Annotated in this window: 24 protein-coding genes and 1 tRNA gene; 9 read left to right on the top strand and 16 right to left on the bottom strand. The window is 63.8% G+C overall.

Features of this window, described 5'->3' with window-relative positions:
* Positions 1-83: 83 nt before the first annotated feature.
* From BGO80_RS03985 to BGO80_RS03975, 3 genes are all read left to right on the top strand, one after another.
* Complete coding sequence (locus BGO80_RS03985; protein WP_286719262.1) at positions 84-566, top strand: hypothetical protein; 483 nt, start codon at positions 84-86, stop codon at positions 564-566.
* 78 nt (positions 567-644) lie between these two features.
* The gene (locus tag BGO80_RS03980; RefSeq protein WP_286719260.1) at positions 645-1,796 is read left to right on the top strand and encodes a fumarylacetoacetate hydrolase family protein; all 1,152 of its coding nucleotides are present in this window, start codon (positions 645-647) and stop codon (positions 1,794-1,796) included.
* A 57-nt stretch (positions 1,797-1,853) separates the two neighbouring features.
* Complete coding sequence (locus BGO80_RS03975) at positions 1,854-3,293, top strand: aldehyde dehydrogenase family protein (RefSeq protein WP_286719258.1); 1,440 nt, start codon at positions 1,854-1,856, stop codon at positions 3,291-3,293.
* A gap of 97 nt (positions 3,294-3,390) precedes the next feature.
* Here the strand turns inward: BGO80_RS03975 and BGO80_RS03970 are convergent, their stop codons facing one another.
* From BGO80_RS03970 to BGO80_RS03955, 4 genes are all read right to left on the bottom strand, one after another.
* Entirely contained in the window at positions 3,391-4,593 is a 1,203-nt protein-coding gene (locus BGO80_RS03970; RefSeq protein WP_286719256.1) for an aminotransferase-like domain-containing protein, read from the bottom strand.
* 88 nt (positions 4,594-4,681) lie between these two features.
* Positions 4,682-5,104, bottom strand: coding sequence for a DMT family transporter (locus BGO80_RS03965; RefSeq protein ID WP_286719254.1), 423 nt, complete (start codon positions 5,102-5,104; stop codon positions 4,682-4,684).
* Positions 5,101-5,592 carry a DMT family transporter gene (locus BGO80_RS03960; protein WP_286719252.1) on the bottom strand — a complete coding sequence of 164 codons (492 nt, stop codon included), beginning with the start codon at positions 5,590-5,592 and terminating at the stop codon, positions 5,101-5,103. Before BGO80_RS03960 ends, BGO80_RS03965 begins: the two co-directional genes overlap by 4 nt.
* 106 nt (positions 5,593-5,698) lie before the next feature.
* Positions 5,699-6,202 carry a hypothetical protein gene (locus BGO80_RS03955; RefSeq protein WP_286719250.1) on the bottom strand — a complete coding sequence of 168 codons (504 nt, stop codon included), beginning with the start codon at positions 6,200-6,202 and terminating at the stop codon, positions 5,699-5,701.
* A 214-nt stretch (positions 6,203-6,416) separates the two neighbouring features.
* Here BGO80_RS03955 and BGO80_RS03950 point away from each other — a divergent pair, with 214 nt between their 5' ends.
* Together BGO80_RS03950 and BGO80_RS03945 are read left to right on the top strand one after the other, a co-directional pair.
* The gene (locus BGO80_RS03950; RefSeq protein ID WP_286719248.1) at positions 6,417-8,006 is read left to right on the top strand and encodes an FAD/NAD(P)-binding protein; all 1,590 of its coding nucleotides are present in this window, start codon (positions 6,417-6,419) and stop codon (positions 8,004-8,006) included.
* 120 nt (positions 8,007-8,126) lie between these two features.
* Complete coding sequence (locus BGO80_RS03945; protein WP_286719245.1) at positions 8,127-8,939, top strand: alpha/beta fold hydrolase; 813 nt, start codon at positions 8,127-8,129, stop codon at positions 8,937-8,939.
* 48 nt (positions 8,940-8,987) lie between these two features.
* On the opposite strand, the gene imm45 is transcribed toward BGO80_RS03945, so the two are convergent.
* Complete coding sequence (imm45, locus tag BGO80_RS03940; RefSeq protein WP_286719243.1) at positions 8,988-9,308, bottom strand: Imm45 family immunity protein; 321 nt, start codon at positions 9,306-9,308, stop codon at positions 8,988-8,990.
* A 77-nt stretch (positions 9,309-9,385) separates the two neighbouring features.
* Here imm45 and BGO80_RS03935 point away from each other — a divergent pair, with 77 nt between their 5' ends.
* On the top strand, positions 9,386-9,847 hold the full coding sequence (locus tag BGO80_RS03935; protein ID WP_286719241.1) for a hypothetical protein: 462 nt from the start codon (positions 9,386-9,388) through the stop codon (positions 9,845-9,847).
* Positions 9,848-9,937: 90 nt separating this feature from the next.
* Here BGO80_RS03935 and phoB read toward each other — a convergent pair whose 3' ends face one another.
* From phoB to BGO80_RS03900, 7 genes are all read right to left on the bottom strand, one after another.
* Entirely contained in the window at positions 9,938-10,639 is a 702-nt protein-coding gene (gene phoB / locus BGO80_RS03930) for a phosphate regulon transcriptional regulator PhoB (RefSeq protein ID WP_126150403.1), read from the bottom strand.
* Between the two features lie 135 nt (positions 10,640-10,774).
* Complete coding sequence (phoU, locus tag BGO80_RS03925) at positions 10,775-11,485, bottom strand: phosphate signaling complex protein PhoU (RefSeq protein ID WP_126150404.1); 711 nt, start codon at positions 11,483-11,485, stop codon at positions 10,775-10,777.
* A gap of 20 nt (positions 11,486-11,505) precedes the next feature.
* Entirely contained in the window at positions 11,506-12,279 is a 774-nt protein-coding gene (gene pstB, locus BGO80_RS03920) for a phosphate ABC transporter ATP-binding protein PstB (protein ID WP_223214179.1), read from the bottom strand.
* Between the two features lie 172 nt (positions 12,280-12,451).
* Positions 12,452-13,807 (bottom strand): phosphate ABC transporter permease PstA, encoded by a 1,356-nt coding sequence (gene pstA, locus BGO80_RS03915; RefSeq protein WP_286719238.1) that lies wholly within the window; start codon positions 13,805-13,807, stop codon positions 12,452-12,454.
* Positions 13,804-15,183, bottom strand: coding sequence for a phosphate ABC transporter permease subunit PstC (gene pstC / locus BGO80_RS03910; protein WP_126150407.1), 1,380 nt, complete (start codon positions 15,181-15,183; stop codon positions 13,804-13,806). Before pstC ends, pstA begins: the two co-directional genes overlap by 4 nt.
* Before the next feature lie 69 nt (positions 15,184-15,252).
* A complete protein-coding gene (locus BGO80_RS03905; protein ID WP_126150408.1) occupies positions 15,253-16,269 on the bottom strand; it encodes a substrate-binding domain-containing protein in 1,017 nt (338 codons plus the stop codon).
* Between the two features lie 267 nt (positions 16,270-16,536).
* Positions 16,537-17,292, bottom strand: a complete 756-nt coding sequence (locus tag BGO80_RS03900) for an IclR family transcriptional regulator domain-containing protein (RefSeq protein ID WP_286719615.1) — start codon at positions 17,290-17,292, stop codon at positions 16,537-16,539.
* 165 nt (positions 17,293-17,457) lie between these two features.
* Between BGO80_RS03900 and BGO80_RS03895 the strand changes: the two genes are divergently transcribed.
* Positions 17,458-17,533: transfer RNA gene (locus tag BGO80_RS03895), tRNA-Ile, on the top strand.
* 51 nt (positions 17,534-17,584) lie between these two features.
* Here the strand turns inward: BGO80_RS03895 and BGO80_RS03890 are convergent.
* Genes BGO80_RS03890 through goxA form a run of 3 tightly spaced genes read right to left on the bottom strand, consistent with a single transcriptional unit; the run spans position 17,585 to position 21,228 of the window.
* Positions 17,585-18,040, bottom strand: coding sequence for a RidA family protein (locus BGO80_RS03890; RefSeq protein ID WP_286719234.1), 456 nt, complete (start codon positions 18,038-18,040; stop codon positions 17,585-17,587).
* An 18-nt stretch (positions 18,041-18,058) separates the two neighbouring features.
* Positions 18,059-19,186: a glycine oxidase maturase GoxB gene (gene goxB, locus BGO80_RS03885; protein WP_286719232.1), complete on the bottom strand. Its 1,128-nt coding sequence runs from the start codon at positions 19,184-19,186 to the stop codon at positions 18,059-18,061.
* A gap of 17 nt (positions 19,187-19,203) precedes the next feature.
* On the bottom strand, positions 19,204-21,228 hold the full coding sequence (gene goxA / locus BGO80_RS03880; RefSeq protein ID WP_286719230.1) for a CTQ-dependent glycine oxidase GoxA: 2,025 nt from the start codon (positions 21,226-21,228) through the stop codon (positions 19,204-19,206).
* Between the two features lie 256 nt (positions 21,229-21,484).
* On the opposite strand from goxA, the gene dgcA reads away from it, so the two are divergent.
* Positions 21,485-22,468 (top strand): N-acetyl-D-Glu racemase DgcA, encoded by a 984-nt coding sequence (dgcA, locus tag BGO80_RS03875; RefSeq protein WP_286719228.1) that lies wholly within the window; start codon positions 21,485-21,487, stop codon positions 22,466-22,468.
* 9 nt (positions 22,469-22,477) lie between these two features.
* Here the strand turns inward: dgcA and BGO80_RS03870 are convergent, their stop codons facing one another.
* Positions 22,478-23,329 carry a MurR/RpiR family transcriptional regulator gene (locus BGO80_RS03870; RefSeq protein WP_126150412.1) on the bottom strand — a complete coding sequence of 284 codons (852 nt, stop codon included), beginning with the start codon at positions 23,327-23,329 and terminating at the stop codon, positions 22,478-22,480.
* Between the two features lie 281 nt (positions 23,330-23,610).
* Here BGO80_RS03870 and BGO80_RS03865 point away from each other — a divergent pair, with 281 nt between their 5' ends.
* Positions 23,611-25,128 (top strand): ABC transporter substrate-binding protein, encoded by a 1,518-nt coding sequence (locus BGO80_RS03865; RefSeq protein ID WP_286719226.1) that lies wholly within the window; start codon positions 23,611-23,613, stop codon positions 25,126-25,128.
* Positions 25,129-25,168: the final 40 nt, after the last annotated feature.

The following is a 25,168-nucleotide window of genomic DNA, read 5'->3' as shown; positions in this document are numbered from 1 at the left end:
TCCCGAGCCAATGCGTCCTTAATGCGGCGCAGATGAACCGAAGTTGAACAAGCCTGTTAGGTTAGGGTGGAAAGGAGCCAAGCATGTGGGAACTCGCCAGCTATGTGGTGACCGTTATTGGCCTGCCCATGGCCATCATGTTCTATATTCTCGACCGGCTTAAGCAACGGGCGCAGGAGGAGGAAGAGACCTATCTGCACCTCAGCGACGAATATGTGGGCTTCATGAAGCTGGCACTGGAGCATGCGGATCTGCGCCTGCTCGATCCCAAGGCGACCATTGGCCTCGACGAGGAACAGCGTACGCGCAAATCGGTGCTCTTCGGCATTCTGATCTCGCTGTTCGAGCGCGCCTATATCCTGACCTATACCGAGCAGATGCGCGGGGCTGACCTGCGCCGCTGGCGCTCCTGGGAGGACTGGATGCGCGAATGGTGCCGCCGGGAGGATTTTCGCAGTGCCATGGCCGTGCATCTGGCGGGGGAGGATCCCGAATTCACGCTGTACCTCGAAGCGCTGGCCAAAGAAGAGGAGGAGGCTGTGCGGACCCAAGCCAGTAAAGTATGATTTATTCGCGATCTGCGCTTGCACTGCTTGGCGCGCCCGGGTTAGTCACAGCCTGACATTTTACTCTGGCCGGCGGAGATGAGCGTGAACCACATTCCTCAAGGTGTTCTGATCGGCCGCGCCAAGGTGCCCGGCATCGCCCATCCTGTGGTGGTGACGGTCCGCGACGGGCAACTCGTCGATATCACCGCACCTGGCCTTGCCACGGTGCGCGACTACGCCGAAAGCGCCGACCCTGCCGGTCTCGTTTCCAAGGCCAAAGGCCGGGTGATCGGCGACGCGCAGGCAATCCTTGCCAATTCGGTTGCTGGCGCCAGCAAGGCCGATCTGCCCACACTGCTGGCTCCCATCGACCTGCAGGCAATCAAGGCTTCAGGCGTGACCTTCGTGGTGTCGCTGCTGGAGCGGGTGATCGAGGAGCAGGCACGGGGCGACAAGTCGCGCGCCGATGCACTGCGCAGTGAAATCCTCGACCTCATCGGTACCGATCTCAGCCAGCTGGTGCCCGGCTCGGACGCCGCCATGAAGGTCAAGGCCGCGCTGATCAAAAAGGGCGTGTGGAGCCAGTATCTGGAAGTGGGCATTGGCCCGGACGCCGAGATTTTCACCAAGGGCCAGCCGATGAGTGCGGTTGGCTACGGCGCCGAGGTGGGGTTGCACCCGATTTCGAGCTGGAACAATCCCGAGCCGGAAGTGGCGCTCCTGGTCACCAGCGCGGGCAAGATCATCGGTGCGACGCTGGGCAATGACGTCAACCTGCGCGACGTCGAAGGCAGGTCGGCCCTGCTGCTGGGCAAGGCCAAGGACAATAATGCCTCAGCTTCGCTGGGGCCGTTCGTGCGTCTGTTCGACGGGGATTTCACGCTGGAGACAGTCGAGAACGCCGATATCAGCCTGCGCGTGGAAGGCCAGGACGGTTTCGTGCTCGAAGGCGGTTCCAACATGGCGCAGATTTCGCGCACTCCGGCCTCGCTGGTGGCGGCGACCATCGGCGATCATCACCAATATCCCGACGGGCTAGTGCTCTACCTCGGCACCATGTTCGCTCCGGTCAAGGATCGCGACGGCGCCGGCAAGGGTTTTACCCACAAGGTGGGCGACATTGTCTCGATTTCGACACCGAGCCTGGGTACGCTCTCGAACCGCGTAAACCTCTCGACCAAATGCCCGCCCTGGACCTATGGCGCAAGCCATCTCCTGCGCGACCTCAGCCGCGCCGGGCTGCTCTGACCATCCCAATCCTGCCCGGCTGAAGTCGGGCCCGTCCGTTTTTCGAAAGGCTCTTCCATGACCGAACTGCACAAAAACCTCATCGATGGCGAATGGGTGGGCAGCGATGGCGTTGAGAACATCAACCCGTCCAATATCAATGAAGTTGTGGGCGTCTATGCCCGCGCCACGGCCGAGGAAACCAAGCAGGCGATCGCCGCCGCCAAGGCCGCGTTCCCGGCCTGGTCGCGCTCGGGCATTCTCGAGCGCCACGCCATCCTCTCCAAGGCCAGTCAGGAAATCCTGGCGCGCAAGCAGGAACTGGGCGAGCTGTTGAGCCGCGAAGAGGGCAAGACCCTGCCCGAAGGCATTGGCGAGGTGACCCGCGCCGCGCAGATTTTCGACTTTTTCGCCGGCGAAACGCTGCGTCTGGCCGGGGAAATCCTGCCCAGCGCGCGTCCGGGACTGACGGTCGAAATCACCCGCGAGCCGGTTGGCATCATCGGCATCATCACGCCGTGGAACTTCCCTATCGCCATTCCGGCCTGGAAGATGGCGCCGGCCCTGGCCTATGGCAATACCGTGGTCATCAAGCCGGCCGATTTGGTTCCGGGTTCGACCTGGGCCATCGTCGATATCCTGGTGCGGGCGGGCCTGCCCAAGGGCGTGGTCAACCTGGTGATGGGCAAGGGCTCGGTCGTGGGCCAGACCATGCTCGACAGCCCCGACGTCGCTGCGATCTCGTTCACCGGCTCGGTCGGTACCGGCAAGCGCGTGGCCGAGGCTTCGATCAAGGTGGGTCGCAAGTTCCAGCTCGAAATGGGCGGCAAGAACCCGACCATCGTGCTCGATGACGCCGATCTCAAGGTGGCCGTGGAGAGCGTGGCGCAGTCCGCGTTCTTCTCGACCGGCCAGCGCTGCACAGCCTCGAGCCGCGTCATCGTCACCGAAGGCATCCACGACAAGTTCGTGGCCGCTCTGGCCGAGCGCACCAGCAATCTGCGCGTCGGCGACGCGCTGGACAAGAACACCGAGATCGGCCCGGTTGTCGATCCGAGCCAGCTCAAGCAGGACACCGACTATATCGAGATCGGCAAGGGCGAGGGCGCCACGCTGGCCGCTGGTGGCGATCGCGTGAAGAAGGATACCGAGGGCTATTTCCTGCAGCCGACGCTGTTTACCGGCGCGACCAATCAGATGCGTATTGCCCGCGAGGAAATCTTCGGGCCGGTAGCCGCCGTCATCAAGGTGAAGGATTACGAGGAGGCCCTCGCCACGGCCAACGATACCGAGTTCGGCCTGTCGGCCGGCATCGTCACCACCTCGCTGAAATATGCGACGCACTTCAAGCGCAATTCGGAAGCCGGCATGGTCATGGTCAATGTGCCGACCGCGGGCGTGGACTTCCACGTGCCCTTCGGTGGTCGCAAGGGTTCGTCCTACGGTCCACGCGAGCAGGGCAAGTATGCGGCCGAGTTCTTCACCATCGTCAAGACGGCCTATACCGCCGCCGGCTAAGACTGACGGATTGGATTTATGAACGGGGCCCCTAGTGGGCCCCGTTTTTGTTTGCTGCAGTGCGGTGGGGGGGAGGCGCCTGTGCGTCTCTGACGGATTATCCCGCCTGCATCTTGGGCTGGGTGGCCTTGGCGATGAGGGTGCAGAGCTTGTAGATGCCGATTTCGATCTGGGCGGCGTCGCAGAGCGAAAAACTCAGGCGCATGGTGTTGCGGCCGGTGCCGTCGGCATGGAAGGCACCGCCGGGCACGAAAGCCACGTCCTGGGCGATGGCGAGCGGCAGCAGCGCCGCCGCGTCGATTCCCTCGGGCAAAGTGACCCAGATGAAGAGGCCGCCTTCGGGGCGGGTCCAGGAGACCCCGCTCGGCGCGTGGCGCTCGAGTGCGGACAGCATGGCGTCGCGACGGGTCCTGTAGGTCTGGCGGGCGCGGGCGACAGTGGTGTCGAAACCGGCGACGGCCGCGTGATGGATGACGCGCTGGTTGAACGTGGCGGTGTGCAGGTCGGCGCCTTGCTTCAGCAGCGCCAGCTTGTGGATCAGCGCGGCCGGACCGCAAATCCAGCCAATGCGCATGCCGGGGGACAGCGTCTTGGAGAAGGTGCCGCAGTAAAGCGTGCGCGACGCGTCGATGCTGCCGCAGCGGGCGATGTCGAGCGCGGCGATGGGGGCGATATTCTCGCCCTCATAGCGCAGGTCGGTATAGGCGGCATCCTCGATGACCAGCGCATCGAGCGCCTCGGCCCGGTCGAGCGCCGCCAGTCGCTCGCGCTCGCTCATGGTGTCGCCGCTGGGATTGGCGAAATCGGGGATGAGATAGATCAGCTTGGGCGTAACGCCGTCCATGGCGAGCGGCGCATCCTGCTGGGCGAAGCGTGCGCCGTGGGCGGTGAGGCATTGCAGGGCCCCCAGATAGGTGGGACGCGAGACGAGAACGGTGTCGCCGGGATCGAGCATCAGCCGGCCGATCAGGTCCAGCCCCTGCTGCGAGCCGGAGGTGATGAGGATATTGTCGAGTCCGGCCGGGATGCCCTTGCGGGCCATGGAGTCGGCGATCCACTGCCGGAGCGGCGCAAAACCCTCGGTGGTCGAATATTGCAGCGCCTCGCGAGCACTGGCGGGACCGGAGAAAATCTCGCGCACTGCAGCATCCACCAGATCGACGCCAAGGAGCGAAGGATCGGGAATGCCGCCAGCAAAGGAAATCATCGAGGGCTTGCCCACCAGCTTGAGCAGCTCGCGGATTTCAGAGGCCTTTGCGGCCTTGGCGCGGGCAGACAGGCGGAAACCGGACGACGACATTTTTCTCGCTCCATGATCGGGGGTGGGGCGATGCAATCAGCTTGGCCAATATATGTCAATAGTGCTGACCTAAATTGTGCCCGTCCGCCTACTTGCTGCGCTGCGTCATGGCCACGCCGCCGAGAATGAGTGCGACGCCCAGAGCGCTGGCCCAGAAGGTGGTGGGAGCGCCGCGCGCCAAATCGAAAATCACCCCCGAAACCATCTGCCCGCCAATGACCAGGAGCGCGCTGTTGACGGCGCCGATCCGTGGGATGAGCCAGGACCCCGCGGTGACGAAGACCACGCCCAGGGGGCCGCCGAGATAGACCCACCAGGGGGCGTCCGCGGCGCCTGGGCCGATGAGATTGCCGAGGACAAGGCCGATGGCGGTGAGAAAGACGAAGCCGATAATGTGGTTGAAGAAGGAGGCGATGAGCGGCGAGGTCGAGAGCGCCAGCCGGCCATTGAGCTGGCGGCTGAGCCCGACCAGGACGCCCGCCGTTATGGCGTAGAGAACGAAGAGGGTCATGCCGCGCCACCCATGCCGAAGAAGATGATGATGAGGCTACCAGCCGTGATCAGCACCACTGCACCGGCATCGCGCACGGTGAGGCGCCGGCTTGGCAGGCCGAAGAGGCCCCACTTGTCTGCAGCGAGGCTGAACGCGACCTGTCCCGCGAGGCCGAGCGCCAGAGTGCCGGCAAGGGCCAGGGGCGTGTTGACGGCGGTTGAGGTCAGCATGACCGTCGCCGCGCCGGAAATGCCGCCGAGATAGGCCCAGAGCGGGGCCTTGTTGCGCACTGCTGTTACGGCCGCCTTGTCGCGAAACCACAAAAGGCCCAGCACGATGACGGCCGCGACGGTGCCGGTGCCATGTGCCAGCCACGACGAGTACAGCGCGCCGCCATAGCGCCCGGCCTCGGCATTGATGAACACGGCGAAGGTAAGCAGACCGCCAGAGGCAAAGGCAGCCAGCAGATGCAGCAGCTTGGGGCGCTGAGGGGAGAGGGAAGACATGGACACCGACTCGTACAGGAACGGCAAAGGCTAACATGGCATGTTACGTCATGCGCAACAGGGCATTAGCCCCTGCCATGCTGAGCCTTGTGTCGCACTGCGGCGGTTAGTTCCAGAGTTGGCAAAAGATGGCGGCGCCGAGGGTAAAGCCGTTGTCGTGAATGTTGGTCCCGGTTTGGCCGCCCAGATGACCATCCGAGAAGCTCACGCTGTCGCCATTGATAAGGAACGTGCCTTCGGTGCGGTCGTCCAGATCGCTATAGGTGCTGGCATCGTGGATGTTCAGGCCCATGCCGAGCAGAATGGTCGAGCCCGAATAGCAGGCATATTCGCCGGCTGGCAGTGTTGTTTCCGTGGCTGCTACCGGCGCGGTGCCGTCCGCCGATATCAGCATCGAGGCGCTCCATACGTCGGTGAGGGTTTGCGGATCGCCATCCTTGTGGATGGTGCAGGCGCTGCCGTCTATGGCGACGACGGTGGCGAGCGCGCCTGCCGGCGTCTTCACCTTCTGCCCCAGCTGGCAGGACTGCAAGGCCTGGGCATTGGCAGGAAACACGGTGACGGAGGCGAGCAAGGGTGCAAACAGGGCGGCGAAAGCGACAGATTTCATTTGCAAATATCCTGATCCTGGCCTGGACGAATTGGTCCCCCGCGCCACCAACCTAGCCTTATATGCTCAGTGATTCAATAAAAACTTGTTTGATCTGGCAGGGCTGCTCCGCGTCGGCACGGCCCTGCGGAAAGGTGGCCATTGGGCGCCGAGGCCTTGGCACCAATCGCGCCCCGGTGCGTTGTCGTGGGCTGTTAGATGGGAAAGTGGAGCCATGCCGAAAGCGTCGCGACGGATTGCTATCGTGGGGGGAGGGCCCTCGGCGGTCTATATCGTCAGAAATTTGCTGCAAAAGGCAGGGCGTTTCCACATCACCGTTTTCGAGGCCGGGCAGGCAGTGGGCAGCGGTATTCCCTATGCCGAGGATCAGAACGGGCCGCAGATGATGGCCAATATCACCTCGGTGGAAATCCCCCCGGTGCTGGTGTCGCTGGCGGATTGGTTGCGCGCCGGCGATGGAGACGTGCTACGCCGGTTTGGCTTGAAGCGTGAAGACATTGGAGAGCGCGACTTTTATCCGCGCATCCTCATCGGCGCCTACTATGTCGATCAGTTGAACCGGCTGAAACAGGCCGGAGAGGCGGCGGGCCACCGCGTTGTCCTGGAAGCCGGGGTGTCTGTGCACGACATTGAGCCTCGCCCGGATGGCTTTGCGCTCACGGTACAGCAGAATGGCCGGACCGCCCGCCAGGCATTCGATGCCGTGTTCATGGCCACCGGGCATTTGACGGAGATGAAAAAGCCCAAGCGCGTGAGCGGGCTTTATCGTTCGCCCTATCCCACCCAGGCGCTCGAACTTGGGCCCGACAGGGCGGCGCTGGTATTGGGCAGTTCGCTCAGCGCCATCGATGCCGTGATTGCCCTGGCTACACGCTATGGCAGTTTTCGCGGCGATGGTGAGGTCGTGGACTATGTGGCGCGGTCGGACCGCCCACTGCGTCTGGTCATGGCCTCGCGCAAGGGCATTTTGCCCGAGGCTGACTTCTACTATCCCATCCCCGAAGAGCCCCTGTTCATTTTCTCGCCGGCCCGCTTGGCGGCGATGACGGCAGAGGGCCGGAGCGGCCTGCTGTCCCGCGCCATGGCCCTGTTCCGGCAACAGCTCGTCGCTGATGATCCGGAATTTGTCGATCGGCTGGGTATCACCAGGTTTACCCCTGAAAATTTCGCACGGGCCTATTTCAACCTGCGCCAGGCGCGCCACGGTTTTAGTCCGGTATCCGCAAATCTGGCGGAAGCGAAGGCCAACCACGGTCGCAAGCACGTGGTGATGTGGCGCTATACGTTGATGCGCGCGCATGAGGCATTTTCCGGCATAGTGCCCTTTCTCGACCGCGACGATCTCAAGCGCTTCCGGGCGCATATGGCGCCGGTGTTCAGCGACGCCTATGGCTGCGTGCCGCATATATCCATAGAGCGGCTCCTGGCGCTGCACCGTGCTGGCTGTCTCGAGATCGTAGCCTTGGGCGATGGCGGTTCGATCCGCTATGGAAAGGGAAGGTTTGCGCTCCCCGGCTGCGGCCGGGACCAGGATTTTGGGGTGTTGATCGATGCGCGCGGGCAGCAGGCAGAGACCATGGCCAGCCTCGGTTTCGCCAAGCTGGATCAGGCGCTTGAAAGGACCGACTTCTTCAGGCGCAGCGGTGCTGGGGGCGAAGAGGATCAGTTCCGGCTGCCCCTCGATCCCCCGCTCAGCCGCGATATTTTCTGCCTCTCGATCCCGCTGATGATGCATCGCTATCCATTCGCCCAGGGGCTGGTGGCCTGTGCGGAAGCGGCGGAAGTCGCTGCCGGCGCGTTATAGGGGCGTGCTGGCATCGTATCGCCACCGCCTCGAACACTTTCGCGCCAAGTCGGAACATTTTCACCGGCGCTACCGTTGGCCCGACGACATATCGTCTTGACGCCAGCGAGGAGAATTTCCATGGCGAACCAATCGGTGGGCCTGCATGTCGAAGATAGTGGCGGCACTGGCCGGCCAGTCGTCCTGATCCATGGCTGGCCGTTATCCGGCAAGGCCTGGGAGCATCAGGTGCCTGCCCTGTCGGCGGCGGGGTTTCGGGTGATCACTTATGATCGCAGGGGCTTTGGGGCCTCCGAAAAGCCCGACAGCGGCTTTGATTATTCGACCCTCGCCAATGACCTGGCCGATGTCATCGCCGCCAAGGGGCTCGATGACGTGACGCTGGTGGGCTTTTCCATGGGTGGCGGGGAAGTGGCGCGCTATGTGGCTGAGCATGGCGAAAGCAAGCTGCATTCTGTGGTTTTCGCCGCTGCGGTACCGCCCTACATGATGAAAACGCCAGACAATCCCGAAGGGCCGCTGACCGAAGACAAGGCCAAGGAGATGGAGGCCGGAATCAAGGCCGACCGTGCTGCGTTTTTCGAGCAATTCACCAAGGACTTCTTCTCCGCCAATGGCGAATTGAAGGTGTCCGAAGAGGAACGGCAGAAGGCCATTGCGCTCTGCCATCAGTCGGACCAAACGGCGGCTCTTGGCTGCATGGAGGCCTTCGGCACCACCGATTTTCGAGACGACCTGAAGGCTGTCAGCGTGCCGGCGCTCATCATCCACGGCGACGCCGATGGTATCGTGCCGCTGGAGGGTTCCGGCGCCAGGACGCATGCGGCCATTCCGGGCAGTGAATTGGTCGTGGTCCCCGGCGCGCCGCATGGCTTCAATGTCAGCCATGCCGAGGACTTCAACCGCCACCTCATCGCGTTTCTGCGCAAGTAGGACGCGTCTCGAGGCAAGCAGAAAAGGGCCCGCTTCGTGCGGGCCTTTTCATTGCGCTGCGCTGGGCGGATCGGCGGCGGGGACAATCCACACCTGTTCGGGCGGTGTGGAGGGAAAGACCCATTTGGTCCAGTTTTCCATAAGCCATTTGCAGCTCACGGCGCCGGTTGGTCCTGCGTCCGGGGGAAGGACTTGCGGGATGCGGCCAGCCTTGTATCCGGTAGCGACCAGCAGGGCATTCTCCTGGTCGGGGATAACGACAAGCATGAATTCCACCCAATCCTCATAGGGCAGGATTGCGGGAAATCTCAGGCGCATGCCAGTGTAGATCATGCTGTCGGGCCAATCGGCCAGGCGTATGAGAGACATGGGTTTCCACATTGTAGGCGAGAGGGGCGAGGCCGCGATAGTAGCAGGCCCGTTGCCTCCTGGCATAGGTGAGCTGAATGGGTAGACACGTGCCAATTTGGATGATGGCGCTGGCCTTTGCGCTGCTGTCCAGCCCCTCATCGGGGCAGGACAGTATCGAGGGGGATCTGCCGGCGGGGGCGTCATTCGACGGGATGAGCGACCACGCAAGCATGTTCGATCTCTACCAGATGGCCCGCATTGCTCTGGACGTGCGAGGCAGGCAGGCGGAGGTCGACACAGCCGGGCTAGCTGCGGCATTGGAGGATGCGCTGGCGGCGAATGGATATGGTGGCTCGCGCATTGTGGTTGGGCCAATTACGGCAGGCATGTGCTCGGGCGATGGTGTGATCGAAACGCGGGTCGATCCCGAGGTTGGTGGGGAAGAGCTGTCCGTTGCGGTGGCCAGCGCGGTGTGGATTTCGCAGCTGACGGTAGGCCATGCCGGCGTTGCGGATGACATGGAGTTCGCGCAGGCCTGCCAGGCCGCACCGAATTAGCCTTTGAAAGGTCTGTCGTCGTCGTCCGATGCGCTCGACCGAGGCCGAGCGACCGTCCCGCCTAGACGTGTCGTTACCTAGACGAACGCCTCACGCCACCTGCGCGAAGCGTTCGTCGAAGGCGTAGCCGGCGCCGCGGACGGTGCGGATGGGGTCTGCCTCCTTGCCGCGGTTGATGGCGCGGCGGAGGCGGCCGATATGCACGTCGACGGTGCGTTCATCGACATAGACGTCATTGCCCCAGACGCCGTCGAGCAGCTGTTCGCGGGAATAGACGCGGCCGGGATGGCGCATGAGATACTCGAGCAGGCGATATTCGGTGGGGCCGAGATGGACGTCGCGATTGGCGCGGCGGACGCGGTGGGTGGTGCGGTCGAGCTCGAGATCGCCGACCTTGAGTGCGGCAGTGACGAGATTGGGATTGGCGCGGCGCAACAGGGCGTGGATGCGCGCCACCAGTTCCGGCACGGAGAAGGGCTTTACCACATAGTCGTCGGCGCCGGTGGACAGGCCGCGAACGCGCTCTTCCTCTTCGCCGCGGGCGGTCAGCATGATGATGGGGACGCGGGCGGTTTCATCACGGGCGCGCAGGCGACGACACAGCTCGATGCCGGAGATTTCGGGCAGCATCCAGTCGAGCAGGATCAGGTCCGGCAGCTTTTCCTGGATGGCATGCTGCGCCTCGTCGCCGGTTTCGGCGGTGACGACACGAAATCCCTCGGCTTCGAGGTTGTAGCGCAGCAGGATGGCGATGTCGCTTTCGTCTTCGACGATGAGGATGGTCGCGGGCATATGGATGTGCTCCGTCGGTCGGCACCATATGGTGCCGTGTATGTGGTTATATCCCGCCATTCGAGCACAGCTCTCATGGCCTTAGCGGCTTGAAAGGCTCCACCGGAGCCTTTCATCTGCTGAGCAGACCGCTCGCTAAGCCTTGATCTGCTGGCGCTGCAATTGCTGTTCTTCGGCGGTCAGCTGCTTGCCGGTGGCCAGGTAATAGGCGCGTTCGGCGATATTTGTCGCATGGTCGCCGATACGCTCGAGGTTCTTGGCGCAGAACAGCAGATGCGTGCAGGTGGTGATGTTGCGCGGATCTTCGAGCATATAGGTGAGGAGTTCGCGGAAGAGCGAGGTGTGCATGGCGTCGACTTCGTCGTCGCGGTTGCAGACTTCCACCGCTTCCTTGGCCTCGCGATTGGCGTAGGCGTCGAGCGCATCCTTGACCTGACGCAGAACCAGCGCGGTCATGTTCTTGACGCCGTTGTAGAAGGTCGGCTGCAAATTGATGCCTTCGAGCTTCAATGAACGGCGGGCCAGCTGCTTGGCCATGTCACCGATGCGTTCGAGGTCGTTGGCAACGTGAATGGCGGTGATGATCGAACGCAGGTCTGATGCCATGGGCTGGCGGCGGGCAATCATCGAGACGGCCATGTCATCGATCTTGCGCTGCATGTCATCGATGCGCTGGTCGGCGATGATGGTGACATCGGCGAGTTCGCGGTCGAGCTTGAGCAAGGCGCGGGTGCCGTTCTCGATGGCAACCTCGACCTGGCCGCCCATTTCGGCGATGGCCTGGGCGAGCGTGGCAAGCTCTTCATTATAGGAGGTGACGATGTGTTCGGCGCCGGTATTTGGCATGTCTGTGTCCTTTCCCGCGCTTAGCCGATGCGGCCCATGATGTAGTCCTGGGTCTGCTTGTTCACCGGGTTTGTGAATATCTCTTCAGTGTCGCCCTGTTCGATGAGATTGCCCAGATGGAAGAAGGCGGTTTTCTGGGAGACGCGCGCGGCCTGCTGCATCGAGTGGGTGACGATGACGATGGTATAGTTGGCGCGCAGCTCGTCGATCAGCTCTTCGATGATCGCGGTGGCGATCGGGTCGAGGGCGGAGCAGGGCTCGTCCATGAGGATGACTTCTGGGCCGACGGCGATGGCGCGGGCAATGCACAGGCGCTGCTGCTGGCCACCGGAGAGGCCGGTGCCGGGCTCCTGCAGGCGGTCCTTCACTTCTTCGAACAGGCCGGCCTTGCGGAGCGAGGAGGTGACGATTTCGTCGAGGTCGGTCTTGCTGCGCGCCAGGCCATGGATGCGCGGGCCGTAGGCGACGTTGTCATAGATCGACTTGGGGAAGGGATTGGGCTTCTGGAACACCATGCCGACGCGGGCGCGCAGTTCGACCACGTCCAGGTCCTGGGCGTAGATGTCCTGCCCGTCGAGTTCGATCTTGCCACCGACCTTGGCGCCTTCGATCGTGTCGTTCATGCGGTTGATGCAGCGCAGGAAGGTCGACTTGCCGCAGCCCGACGGCCCGATGAAGGCGGTGACGGCGCGGTCGGGGATGTCGATCGAGATGCCGTGCAGGGCCTGCTTGGCGCCGTAATGGACGGTCACGTCGCGGGCGGTAAGACGAATATTGGGCTCGATCATATCCATGGGGTCCAGTTTGGCGCTGAGGCTCTTGGCAGCGGTCGGCTTAACTTTTCCAGCAAGCAAATCCATTTTGAGGCTCCTTCGCGGATTGTAGTCCTGCGGACTTCAATCCGCTCGTTGTTTCTTTGGCATGTCCTGGTCGAAAAACCGGCGACCACTTGTTCGGGACAAGCCCCTAAGCGCGCTTTTCAAGGCGGGATCGCAGGAAGATTGCGATGGCATTGAGGGTGATCATGAAAGCCAGCAGCACCATGATGGCGGCGGATGTGCGCGGCTCAAAGAAATTGCGGTTCTCATTGCCCTGCCAGAGATAGATCTGCACGGGCAGGGCAGTGGCCTGCTCGATGGGCGTGGCGGGGACCGAGGCCACAAAGGCATTCATGCCGATGAGCAGGAGCGGTGCCGTTTCGCCCATCGCCTGCGCCACGCCGATAATGGTTGCGGTGAGGATGGACGGGAAGGTGACCGGCAGGACGTGGTGGAACACCATCTGTGTCTTGCTGGCACCCATGCCAAGCGCGGCCTGGCGCAGGGCCGGGGAAACGCCCTTCAAGGCGGCGCGGGTGGCGATGATGATGGTGGGCAGGGTCATCAGGGTCAGCACGAGGCCACCAGCCAGCGGGGCGGAGAGCGGCAGGCGGAACCAGTTGATGAAGACGGCGGCGCCGAGCAGGCCGAAGACGATGGAGGGCACGGCGGCGAGGTTGTTGATGTTGACCTCGATGAGATCGGTAAGACGCGACTTGGGCGCAAACTCTTCGAGATAGATGGCTGAGCCAACCCCGAGCGGAACGGCGAGCACGATGACGATCAGCATCATCCAGAAGGTGCCCATCAGCGCGCCGAGCAGACCGGCGGATGCCGGGGCGGAGCGGCTGTCGACATTGGTGAACAGCGACCAGGCAAAGCCCTGGGTGATGATGCCGTTGGCTTCGAACGTGTCGATCAGGCTGCGAGCGGCGGGGGGAAGCTGCTGCTGGGTGTCGCCCAGGTCACGGTTGATATTGCCCTTGACCCAGTTGTCAGCATTGGCCGAGGCCAGCAGGTCGACTTCGGCGGTCTTGCCGAGCAGGTCGGGATTTTCGACGAAGAGCTGGCGCACGCGGTGGCGGGCGTCGGTTTCGACGACGGTCAGCAGCTGGCGGCTATCGATCTCAAGATCCGCCGGCGCGGCTTTGCGCAAGGCGGCCTCGATGACATTGTTCCAGTTCAGCATCGCCACCTGGCGTTCCCAGGCGAGGCGGGCAGAGCGGAAATCGGCATCGGACTGGCCCGCAGCGCGCACCGGGGCGGGCTCGACCTTGATCAGTTCGGGATCGAAGCTGACCTCGAGATGAATGTTGGACTGGGTAAAGGCGGGGATGCCCTTGCGCAGCACGTCGGTGAACAGCAGCGCCACGAAACCCAGTGCCAGGCAGATGGCAATGATGCCGAAGGCGCGGAAGAGACGTTCGCCGGTATGGCGACGGGTGAGGCCGTCACGCACCAGTTTGCGGCGTTCGGCGGCGGAAGCGAGCGTGGTGTCGGTCATTCGTACTGCTCCCGGAAGCGGCGGACGATGTAGAGGGCGACGATGTTGAGGCAGAGCGTCATGATGAAGAGGGTGAGGCCCAGCGCAAAGGCGACGAGCGATTGCGGGCCGGTAAAGTCGGTGTCGCCGGTCAGCTGGTTCACGATCGAGACGGTGATGGTAGAGACCGGCTCCAGCGGATTGCCGCGCAGGATCGGGGCGTTGCCGGCGGCGAGCACCACGATCATGGTTTCGCCGATGGCGCGGCTGACGGCGAGCAGGAAGGCACCGACAATGCCGGGCAGGGCCGCAGGCAGCAGCACGTTGCGGATGGTTTCCGACTGGGTGGCGCCCAGGCCATAGGCGCCATCGCGGAGCGAGCGCGGCACCTGGTTGAGAATGTCGTCGGAGAGCGAGGAGATGAAGGGGATGATCATCACGCCCATGACGAGGCCCGCAGTGAGCGCCGAGGTGGCGCTGATCGGCAGGCCGATGGCATTGCCGAAATCACGCAGGAACGGACCGACCGTCACCAGGGCGAAGAAGCCGTAGACGATGGTGGGGATGCCGGCGAGGATTTCGATGATCGGCTTGACGATCTTGCGCACATTGGCGTGGGCATATTGGTTGAGGTAGATGGCGGCCATCAGCCCGACGGGCACGGCCACCAGCATGGCGATGGCCGAGATCATCAACGTGCCCGAGAGCAGCGGCAGCAAGCCATACTGGCCGGCATCACCGGCACCCGTGGAGCTGAACTTGGGGGCCCAGACGGTGCCGAAGAAGAAGTCCAGCGGGTTGATGAAGGTAAAGAAGCGGAAGGCTTCGGTGACCAGCGAGGCGACGATGCCCAGCGTGGTCAGGATCGCGACGCCGGAACAGGCGATGAGCAGCCAGGAAATGAAGCGCTCGACCTCGTTGCGGGCCCGCAGCCGCGGGGTGATGCGGCGCTGCGCATAGAGCAGGCCGAGAACGCCCAGCCCGGCGGCAGAGGCGATCATGATAAGGAAGGAGAGGAGCTGGAAGCGGGCGAGGTTCTCGCCGGCAGCCTGCTCGAAGGGGCGGAGTTCACCGGTGACGCCAAAGCCGGATGCCAGGTCGCGGATGCGCTGCATCTGCTGGTTGAGGCCAGTCTGGTCGAGGCTCTGCAGCACGTCGCTGGGGATCTGCGAGACGGTGTACCAATGGGTGACGCCGGGCGAGAAGAAGGCCCAGATCGCCAGCACCAGCAGGGCAGGAACCAGGGTCCAGAGCACAACCAATGTGCCGTGATACTGGCCGCGAGAATGGACGCGCACGCCGTTGGGCGTGGCCAGCGATCGGCTTTTGGACCAACCGAGCTGATAGGCGAAGCCCAGCAGCACGAGGAGAAGTCCGGCGACGATGATTGTGTTCACTTTGACGCTTTCCTGGCTGGCCCGGAAGAGAAGCGGGCCGCCGGGTGATCCGGCGGCCCCTCAGAGCGATTACTTGGCGGCCTGGAAGGCGGCCAGGACTTCGGCGGTCTTTTCAGCCGGCTGCGGGATCAGACCGGCGGATTCGAGAATGCCGCCCTGGCCCGAAACGGCGTCGGACAGGAAGTATTCGGTGTATTCGGCAAGGCCCGGAATGGTGCCGATATGCTGACCCTTGACGTAGAAGTACAGCGGACGGCTGACCGGATATTCGCCCGAGGCGACGGTGTCGAGCGACGGGGTGACGCCGTCGATGGTGGCGACCTTGAGGGTGTCCTTGTTCTGCTCGAAGAAGGACAGGCCGAACACGCCAACAGTGTTGGGGTTGGAGGTCAGGCGAGCCAGGGTCTCGGTGTAGTCACCCGAGATCTCGACCACGACGTCCTGGCGGAAGGTGGTTTCGACGGCTTCGAGCTCTTCCTTGGACAGGCCTTCCGGCAGGCCGGCAGCTTCGGCGCCCTTCTTGACGACCTTCTCCTGGAACACTTCACGGGTGCCGTGGTTGGAGCCCGGGATGGCCAGAGCGATCGGCTGGGCCGGCAGGGACGCGTCGATCTGGTCCCAGGTGGTGTAGGGATTGTCGACGAGCTGGCCGTCGACCGGCACCTTGGCAGCAATGGCCTTGAACACCTGGACCGGGGTCAGGGCGAAATCGGCGCCCGAAGCGGCGGAGGCGAAGACGATGCCGTCGAAGCCGAACTGGACTTCGCGGATGTCGGTCACGCCATTGGCGGTGCAGGCTTCGCGCTCGCTGTCCTTGATCGGACGGCTGGCATTGGCGATGTCGATGGTGTTTTCGCCGACGCCTTCACAAAACTGGCGGAAGCCGCCGCCGGTGCCGCCCGAACCCACGACCGGGGTCTTGAACTCGGGGAAGGTGGCGCCGAACTCTTCGGCCACGATCGAGGCGAAGGGGAGGACGGTGGACGAGCCGGCGATCTGGATGGTGTCGCGCGACTGGGCAAAAGCCGGGGTGCCGAAGGCGGCGAGCGCGATCACGGCGGCGCTGGCGAAAAGTGCGGTTTTCATTGAAAGTTCCCTTTCGGAATTCGGTTTCCAACATGGCCAGCCGAAGGATCGGGCCGCCTTGTGACGCGGCAGACCATAGGAGTGCTCGGCGACAGTTTTATTGCGGTTGCGTGACTGGTTTGTGACGGTATAAAATATTGAAAAGATGGGTGTTTTTCCACTGATCGCATTGCGTATCCGCGTTTTGTGACATGTTGTCACCAGCGCTTTGATGGGGACTCTGACGCAGGCTTGCCGTGGCGGTGGGCGTGGGAGGTTCTGCCTGCTCTAGCGCAGCAGCGGGCGCAGGTCGGCCTGAAGCTTGCGCATCAAGGGCAGGAAATGGGCGATCATGCGTGAGGTCGGGGCGCGGGCAGTCTGGGCGCCGATATTGAGGGCGGCGACCACCGCCCCACCGGCATTGAACAGCGGCACGGCGATGGAGCAGAGGCCCAGCTCCAGTTCCTGGTCGATCACCGCAAAGCCCTGGGCGGCGATGACTTCGAGCTCGGTGACAATATCAACGAGATTGGCCTTGGTGTGGGTCGTGTACGCCACGATATCCGAGCGGGCGAGGATGGATTGTGCTTCGCCCGGAGGCAGTGCGGCCAGCAGAATGCGGCCCATGGAGGTGCAATAGGCCGGCAGCCGCGCGCCGGGCGCCAGATTGATCGACATGACGCGGCGGGTCGAGGCACGGGCGACATAGAGGGTATCGGTGCCGTCGAGCACCGCCGCCGAAGTGCTCTCATTGGTGGCGCGGGACAATTCCTCGAGAAAGGGCTGGATCAGCCGGGGCAGCGAGGTGGTCGCGAGATAGGAATGACCCAGATGCAGCACGCGCGGCGTTAGCTCGAAAAACTTGCCGTCATAGGTGGCATAGCCGAGATGGGCGAGCGTCAGGAGGCACCGCCGTGCAGTGGCCCGCTCGAGCCCGGTGCGCTGCGCGACCTCGGTGATCGACATGCGCGCATGTTCCTCATCGAAGGATTCGATGACCGAAAGCCCTTTGATCAGCCCATTGATGAGGTCACCCTGGCGCATGCGTTCGCTTTTCGACATTTGTGCGAATGGCGCACAGTCTAGTGGTGGGCAGCCGGGATGTGAAGGCTTGGCGCGGCTGGGTGTTAGTGGTGCACTATGGCTTCTTGGCGGAAGGTATCACACCCCCTTTGACAGCCGCCCCGACCCTGCTATGAGGCACAGCAAGGGCCTATAGCTCAATGGTTAGAGCCGACCGCTCATAACGGTCTGGTTCCAGGTTCGAGTCCTGGTGGGCCCACCAGGTATAGCGGCGGTTTCCGAGGAATCGGGAGCCGCCGCTTTTGTTTTCGGGTCAGTCGGCGGCGAGGGCCTGGCAATCGACTTCGATGGCGGCGCCGAGCGGGATGGCCGGGACGACGAGGGTGGAACGGGTTGGCGGGCTCTGTGGGAAGACCTCGCGGAACACTTCGTTCATCGGGGCGAAATCATCGACGCTGGTGACGAGGACTATGCACTTGACCGTCTGGTCGAGTGTGGTGCCGGCCTGTTCGAGAATGGTTTTCACATGGGCGAAGGCCTGGCGTGCTTCGGCCTGGATGCCGCCGGGGACCAGTTCTGACTTGCCGGGAACCGTGCCGAGAACACCGCCGACATAGACCATGTCGCCAGCACGGACCGCACCGGAATAGGGCAGGCCATCGACCACCGGCGATGGGTAGGCGATGCGCTCGCCGGCCTGAGCCAGAGGTGCGGCGGCGAAGGAAAGGGCAACAGCGGCAGCGAGGCCGAGCATCTTCAGATTGGGCATGGTGGTTTCCTCATTGGGTCAGGTTGCAGTCCGGTCGGCCAGGTCGGCGTCATGCAGGCGCCGTTGCCAGAAGGGGTGGCTCGTAAAGCGCCGTTCGCGCGCATAGATGCTGCGGCGTTCGCCGAGATAGTGTTCGACGCCGAGGCGGAGGCGGGTCGCATAGTCGGCTAGAGCGTCGTGGTCGCCCCCTATGGCCTTTGCGGCAGCCTTTGCCGCTTCCACACCGGTCCAGAGCGCGGTGGTCATGCCATGGGCCGAGAGCGGGTCGAAGGAAATGGCGGCGTCGCCAACCGCCAGCCAGTCGGAACCGGCGGCCTGCTCAAGCCAGACTGTGCCGGCGCTGGCGAGCCCTGGAGGGCCGGACAGCGCGTAGCCGGCGCTTTCGACCCATTGGGAGATGTAGCGCGTGTCGGCCACGAGCGCCTGCCACAGGTCGGGGCGTTGGCCGATGCGGCGCGGCAAGAGGTCCGGATCGGAGTAGAAATTCAGCGCCAGCCGGCGATCAGCGAGGAGTGTGGCGTACCACCAGCCGCCCGAAACGGCCTCGATGATGGTGGCCGGGGTCGGGTCGATGTCGGTTTCGACCTGCGAGAGAAAGGCATAGGCGGCGACGAGGCGATCGACGCGCTTCTGTCGAGCCTGCGCGCGGCCCAACAGGCTTTTGCGGCCGGTGGCATCGATGACGAGGTCGGCTGATAAGGTGGCGCCGCTGGCGGTGGATAGAGTCCAGGCGCCGGGCTGGCGTTGCACGGTCAGAACAGTGTCGCGGAGGCGGGTGATATCGGCAAGCGCGGCTGTCTCGGCGATCAGGCTTGCCTCGAAGCGTGGCCGGTCGATGACATGACCGAGGCCGCCGGGCTGGGCGGCGGCATGGCGTTCGAGCAGGGCATCGCTGCCCCAGGACGTGTAGCTGGCCTGGGATTGCCGATGGGCGGGATCGGCGAGGAGAGCGCCCAAGCCCAGTTCATCGAGCAATGGCAGCGCGGCGGCGGCGAGGCTTTCGCCCGGCTTATCCTCGAATACGGTTTCTGGCGCGATCCATGCGACCGCAATGCCCTGTTGCGCCAGCGTCAGGGCGGCGGCGCAGCCGGCAATGCCGCCGCCGATGACGGCGACGGGCCAATGGGATCGAGGGGGCGCTGACATGGCGGTGGCGCCGTGGGTCAGCCCATGTCGCCGTCGTCAGCGACCCAGTCAAAACGCTGCTCCATAGAGCCGCGACCGACTTCCACGAACAGCTGTTGCGGGATGGCTTCGGGGCGGTCGGGATCGGTCGGGCCGGGGCGCTGCACCACAAAACCCATCTGTTGCCAGACGGCGATCATGTTGCGGATGCCGTCCCAATAGCTGGCATTGGCGTGATAGCCGATGCCCGGCACGCCGCGGGCCCACCAGACGCGGTTTTCGAAGAATTTCACCCGCTGCTCGGCGCTGAGATCGGTGCGCATCAGCTGGTTGTAGTGCTCCTCGGGCAGCACATCGACCGGCAGCAGGGCCGGCCACCAGACCGGCACCGGGAAATCGGTCTGCATGGCGACGCGCTGGCAGCTGAAGGCGTCGGGCTGCCAGGGCAGGCCCATCCAGCGGGTGAGGTCGCCGGCCATTTGCGGGCCGATCGGGGCGTCCTCACCGGTCGTGGCGGTGGTGAAATCCAGGATGCGGCCGACATTCTGCACCAGCGAGGCGCGATTGCCACGGGCGATGCGGAAGGCTTCGGCCTCGGGGTCGGCAGCACGGGCATAGAGCGCGGGCAGGCGCAGATAGTAGGAGAGCTCGACGCCGGGATGGAAGGCGCCCCCGGAGCAGGGCTCGAGCGCGGCTTCGGTCAGGGCATGGGGGCGCTGCTCGACCGGCAGCTGGTCGAGGTCGGTGACCTGGTCGAGCGCCACGTCGGCGAAGTCGTTGTCAAAGGCGCCTTCAGCCCAGAGGCGCAGGCGTTCATATTGCAGTTTGGGGAACTGGAACCACTGCAGCGGGCTGCCATTATGATCGACGCCATCGCCCGGCATCAGCGGGATCTTGAAGTGCTCTTCCTTATAGGCGTTGGGGCCCATATTGTAAGGGTCGCGGAAAGCCGAAAACACCTTTTGGCGAAACGCCTTGTTGGCTTCGCTTGGGTCGGCGAGCTGGGCCAGATAGGCCTCGCTCGAGAAGTCGCCGACATCCAGCCAGCCCTGGCGCAGATTGGAGGCCGCTGAGACCCATTCCATCAGCGCCAGGCGCCGGAAGGTGGGATAGATGTGCTGGCGGAAAGAGAGCGGCGTGGCCGGCGGCTCGACCCACTTCTGCTCCCAGTTCATGTTCTCGATCACGTCGTAAAGCGTGCTGATCGAGGGGATTTCCGGGGCGAAATCGGGGCCGACACAGGCGATCCAGGCGCCGTCGGCATCGAGCACCTGACCATCGGGCAGGGTGACCTTGGCGTCCACCGGGCCATCGCACCAGTCGTCGTGCCAGCCGTCATTGTCGGCAAAATTGGTGATGGCGGTGCCGCGTGGCGAGCGGGAGATACCATCGGCCGGAACCACCAGCAGGCGGCCGTCGGCATCGGTGCGCACCTGGCCCAGGCCGACATCGACGCTGTCCCAGAAGCGGCCCTTCATGGCATAGGCGCTGTCCTCGCCGGTCCAGTTCACCTCGGTGCCTGAGATCGTCACCGCGCCGGGATCGATGACCAGCATCTTTTCGCGCTGCTCATTGCTGGCGAAATACTGATTGCGCATGCGGGTCGGCATGCCGGGCGCATTGGCGCCGTTGTCGTGGGCGTTGACGAAGCCGTACCAGGCGGCCTTGGTGTTGGCGACATGGACGCGCCACTCGATCTTGGCATCGGCAGCGGTCAGTTCCTTGATCACCCGGCCCTCGGCGTCGAAGGCAAAAACGCGGAAGCGCTGCACCTGCTTCTTGATCAGCGAACTGCCATCCTTGAAACCGCCTTCGGGATTGGCGGGGACGCCGGGCAGTTCGGGGGCGTAGAACCATTTCTGGCTGCCACCGACGCGGCTGATGCCGAGGGCGGGATAGATGCCGACACGGGCGATGGCGGCGCCTTCTGGCGCGGCTTCGATCGCTGGCGTCGCTGCGACGGCCAGCTTGGGCACGAAGGGCAGGCCGAAAGCCGCCATGCCCGTTACCCCGGCAATGCCCGCCAGGAAATCGCGCCGCCGAATCGTCTTGGTGTCAACCATCTGTCCCTCCTCAAAAATCACAATTTCTTAGGCCCGAGAGATTTGCCAATGTGTAAACGGCAGCCTGCGGTTCCTATCGATGTGCCATGACGAGGCGAAGGCAGCGGCAATTGCGCCCTTGCCGAAGCCAGCATGGTTCCGGCAGATAGGGGTATTGCGCCGCATCGATGCTGATGCCGCCCACGCAATTTTCTTCGTTCATCGCCGTCCTGCGGATGGCATTGGGGTTCGTCGAGCCCAGATTGCCGGATAGACTATGACCACCATTCTTCGGGCCGAGATCGAGACATTTGCTGTCGCGGGGCGCTTTACCATTGCGCGGGGCAGCCGCACCGAGCAGCGCGTGGTGCGGGTAGAGCTCGAACGGAACGGCGTGGTGGCGCTGGGCGAATGCGTGCCCTATGCGCGTTACGGCGAAACGCCGGAAGAGACGCTGGCGACCATTTTGGCGCTGGGGCCACAGATCGCCGCCGGCCTGGATCGGGCGCAATTGCAATCGGCATTGCCGCCGGGTGCGGCCCGCAATGGTATCGATTGTGCCTTCTGGTCGCTGGAAGCACGGCTGGCGGGGGCCGATATTGCGGATCTGGCGGGCGTCGATTGGCCCAAGACTATGACTACCGCCTTTACCATCAGCCTCGATACGCCCGAAGCGATGGCGGCGGCGGCGCAGAAGGCTGCACATATGCCGCTGTTGAAGCTCAAGCTCGGCGCGGCGGGCGATCTCGAGCGGCTGGCGGCGGTGCGCGCTGCCGTGCCGAAGGCGCGGCTGGTAGTCGATGCCAATGAGGGTTGGGCCGTTGCTGATCTGCCGGCTTTGCTTGCGGCCTGCGCCGATGCAGGGGTGGAGCTGGTTGAGCAGCCGTTGCCGGCGAGCGACGATGCCGCCCTGGGCGATATTGAACATGCGGTGCCGGTCTGCGCCGATGAAAGTGCCCATGCGCTCAAGGGCTTGGAGGCCCTGGTGGGCCGTTATGATGCCATCAACGTCAAGCTCGACAAGACCGGCGGCTTGACCGAGGCGCTGGCGGTGGCGCGGCGGGCCGAGGCTCTGGGGCTGTCGATGATGGTGGGCTGCATGCTCAGCACCTCTCTGTCCATGCTGCCCGCCTCGGTGCTGGCCGGTTTCGCCCGCTGGGTCGATCTCGATGGCCCGCTGCTGCTGGCCCATGACCGGCCAGGCGGCCTGCGCTTTGCCGAAGGGGTGATCGATCGCTCGGGCGCAACGCTTTGGGGATAGTGTGCATCCCTATTTCGGGTGCGTGACGTCGCGCGTCTTTTGCAGCGCATCTACTGTCTGTTCGTAGCGCAGATGCGCGACGCCGAGGAACAGGCAGTCGACAATGGCCAATTGGGCAATGCGGCTGACCATGGCTCCGGCGCGCAATCGGCTTTCGCGCGCATGGCTGATCAGCCGTTCATCGGCGGCCTGGGCCAGGGGCGAATCGGCTGCGCCGGTGATGGCGATGGTGAGCGCCCCGGCCTGGCGGGCGATTTCGAGATAGCGCACGGTATCGGCAGTGTTCCCGGAATGGGAAAAGCCGATGGCAATGGTTCCCGGCGGCGACAGCAGCGCCGCGGACCAAGCCTCATGCGGATCGGCCATCAGGAAGGCATTGCGGCCGACGCGGAACAGCTTGTGGTGCAGGTCCTGGGCCACAAACTGGCTGGCGCCGATGCCGAAGAGCAGGATGCGCTGGGCGGTGTCGAGGGCGGCGACCACGCGTTCCAGCGCGGTGAAATCGAGGCTGGAGACGGTTTCGTCAATGGCCAGCATTTCCAGCGTTGCGACCTTGGAGGCCATTTCCTGCAGCGTGTCCGAGCGGGCGATCTCCGCGCCCAGCGTCAGGCCGGGCCCATATTGTGCCGCCTCGCGCCCCAGTTCGGTGGCCAGTGACATGCGCAGCTGCGCATAACCGGAAAGGCCCAGCGTCCGGCAGAAGCGCACAATGGTGGCGACCGAGGTTTTGCAGGCGGTGGCGAGATCGGAAATGGTCTTGTCGAGCACCACGCCCGGATTGTCGCGGATGACCGAGGCCACCCGTTGCATGGCGGGGGTGAACTTGTCGGCGGATGCCTCGATGGTCGACTGAATGCCCACTCTTTTCGTCCCCGCTCTCTCCCAGGCGTCGCGGGCCGGGCAGGGCGACGCGAACGGGCGGAACAGTACAGAAATTTCCGGCGCTGTGAAACAAAAGTTCAGACTTGTTGGAAAGTCTGAAAATCGTTGACAGGCAGGCTCCAGACTTCCTAGGCTTCATCCCAAGGTCACGCTCGCCCTCGGCCTCTGCGGCCGGTCGGTTGCGGGAGAGGGAGGGGTGGCCAGGACAGCATTTGCACTCCGCTTCTGGGCGGAACGCTATCCAAAGGAGGGATACGACAATGCAATGGACCACGCCGCGCAAGCTGATCGCCGGACTTGCCATCGCCACCGCGCTTTCGACCTCGGTGTTTGCCCTGCCGGTACAGGCTGCGAGCCTGCGCATGGCCTGGTCGCAGGACGCCACCGGTCTTGACCCGCACAAGCAGACGGCCTTCTCGTCGCTGCGCCTGCTCGAACTCATCTATGAGCCGCTGGTGCGCCTCGATGCCGAGCTGAACGTCGTTCCCGCCATCGCCACGAGCTGGGAATTCGCCTCCGACGCCAAGACGCTGACCTTCAAGCTCGACCCCAACGCCAAGTTCACCAATGGCGCGCAGGTCACTTCGGCAGACGTGAAGGCCTCGTTTGAGCGTATCCTCGACGAAGCCACCTCCGCCGCTGCCCGCTCCAACTTCCTGTCCATCGCCAGCATCGATACACCCGATGCCGAGACGGTGGTGTTCAACCTGTCCACTGCTGACGTGCCGATCCTGGTCGCCATGGCCACGATCAATGCCGCCATTCTGCCGGCCAGCGAAATCACCGCCGGTAGCGTCGGCACCACGGCTTTGGGTTCGGGCCCGTTCAAGCTCGATTCCTGGGAGCCCAATGCCAAGGAAGTGCTGAGCGCCAATGCCGACTGGGCCGGTGGCGACCTTGCCATCGATGGCATCACCATCTCCGTGCTGCCGGACGAAACCGCGATCCTCGCCTCGCTGCGCGCCGGCCAGACCGACTTCGCGCTGCTGAACGACCCGCTGGTCGCCACCATGGTGCCGAGCGAGCCGAACCTCGAGCTCAACCGCGTCGGCGTGCTGGCCTACAACGTGCTCCAGCTCAACCCGTCGCGGGCGCCGATGGACAATCTCCTCGTGCGTCAGGCCATGTCCTGCGCCATCAACCGCCAGGAAATCATCGACGCGGCGCTGGCCGGCGAAGGCAAGGTGACCGGCCCCCTGACCATGCCGGCCTTCGCCCAGGATCCGAGCACGCTGTTCTGCTATGAGCAGGACGTCGAGAAGGCCAAGGCGCTGATGGCCGAGGCTGGTGTCGATGGCTTCACCGCCAAGGTGATCGCCGCTACCGGCGAGCCGCCGGTTGCCGCCTCCGAAGCCCAGGTGCTGCAGGCCCAGCTGGCCGAAATCGGCATCAATCTCGAAATCGAGATCATGGAACTCAACGTCTATGTCGACACCTGGCTCAAGGGTGATTTCGACATGGCCGTGGCCCAGAATGGCGGCCGTCCGGACCCGTTCCCGATGTATAACCGCTATTTCACCAAGGACGGCAATCTGGTGAAGGTCTCGAACTTCACCGATGACGAGCTCGATAGCCTGATGAAGCAGGGCCAGGCCGAAACCGATCCGGCCAAGCGCGTCGAAATCTTCCACACCTTCGAAAGCCGCCTGGCCGAGCTTTCGCCCTGGCTGTGGCTCTCGACCGGCTACAGCTACACGGCCCAGCTCAAGACCGTCACAGGCTTTGAATCCTCGCCGACAGGCACGCTGTTCGGCCTGACCAAGGTGTCGATCCAGTAAGATCAGCCTTTTCCAAATTGCTCCTCCCCTCTTCACGGAG

It is taken from the genome of Devosia sp. 63-57, from assembly GCF_001899045.1.
Lineage (GTDB): Bacteria > Pseudomonadota > Alphaproteobacteria > Rhizobiales > Devosiaceae > Devosia > Devosia equisanguinis.
The sequence above is the reverse complement of the archived record's forward strand: the minus strand, read 5'-3'. Positions and strand labels throughout refer to the sequence as shown.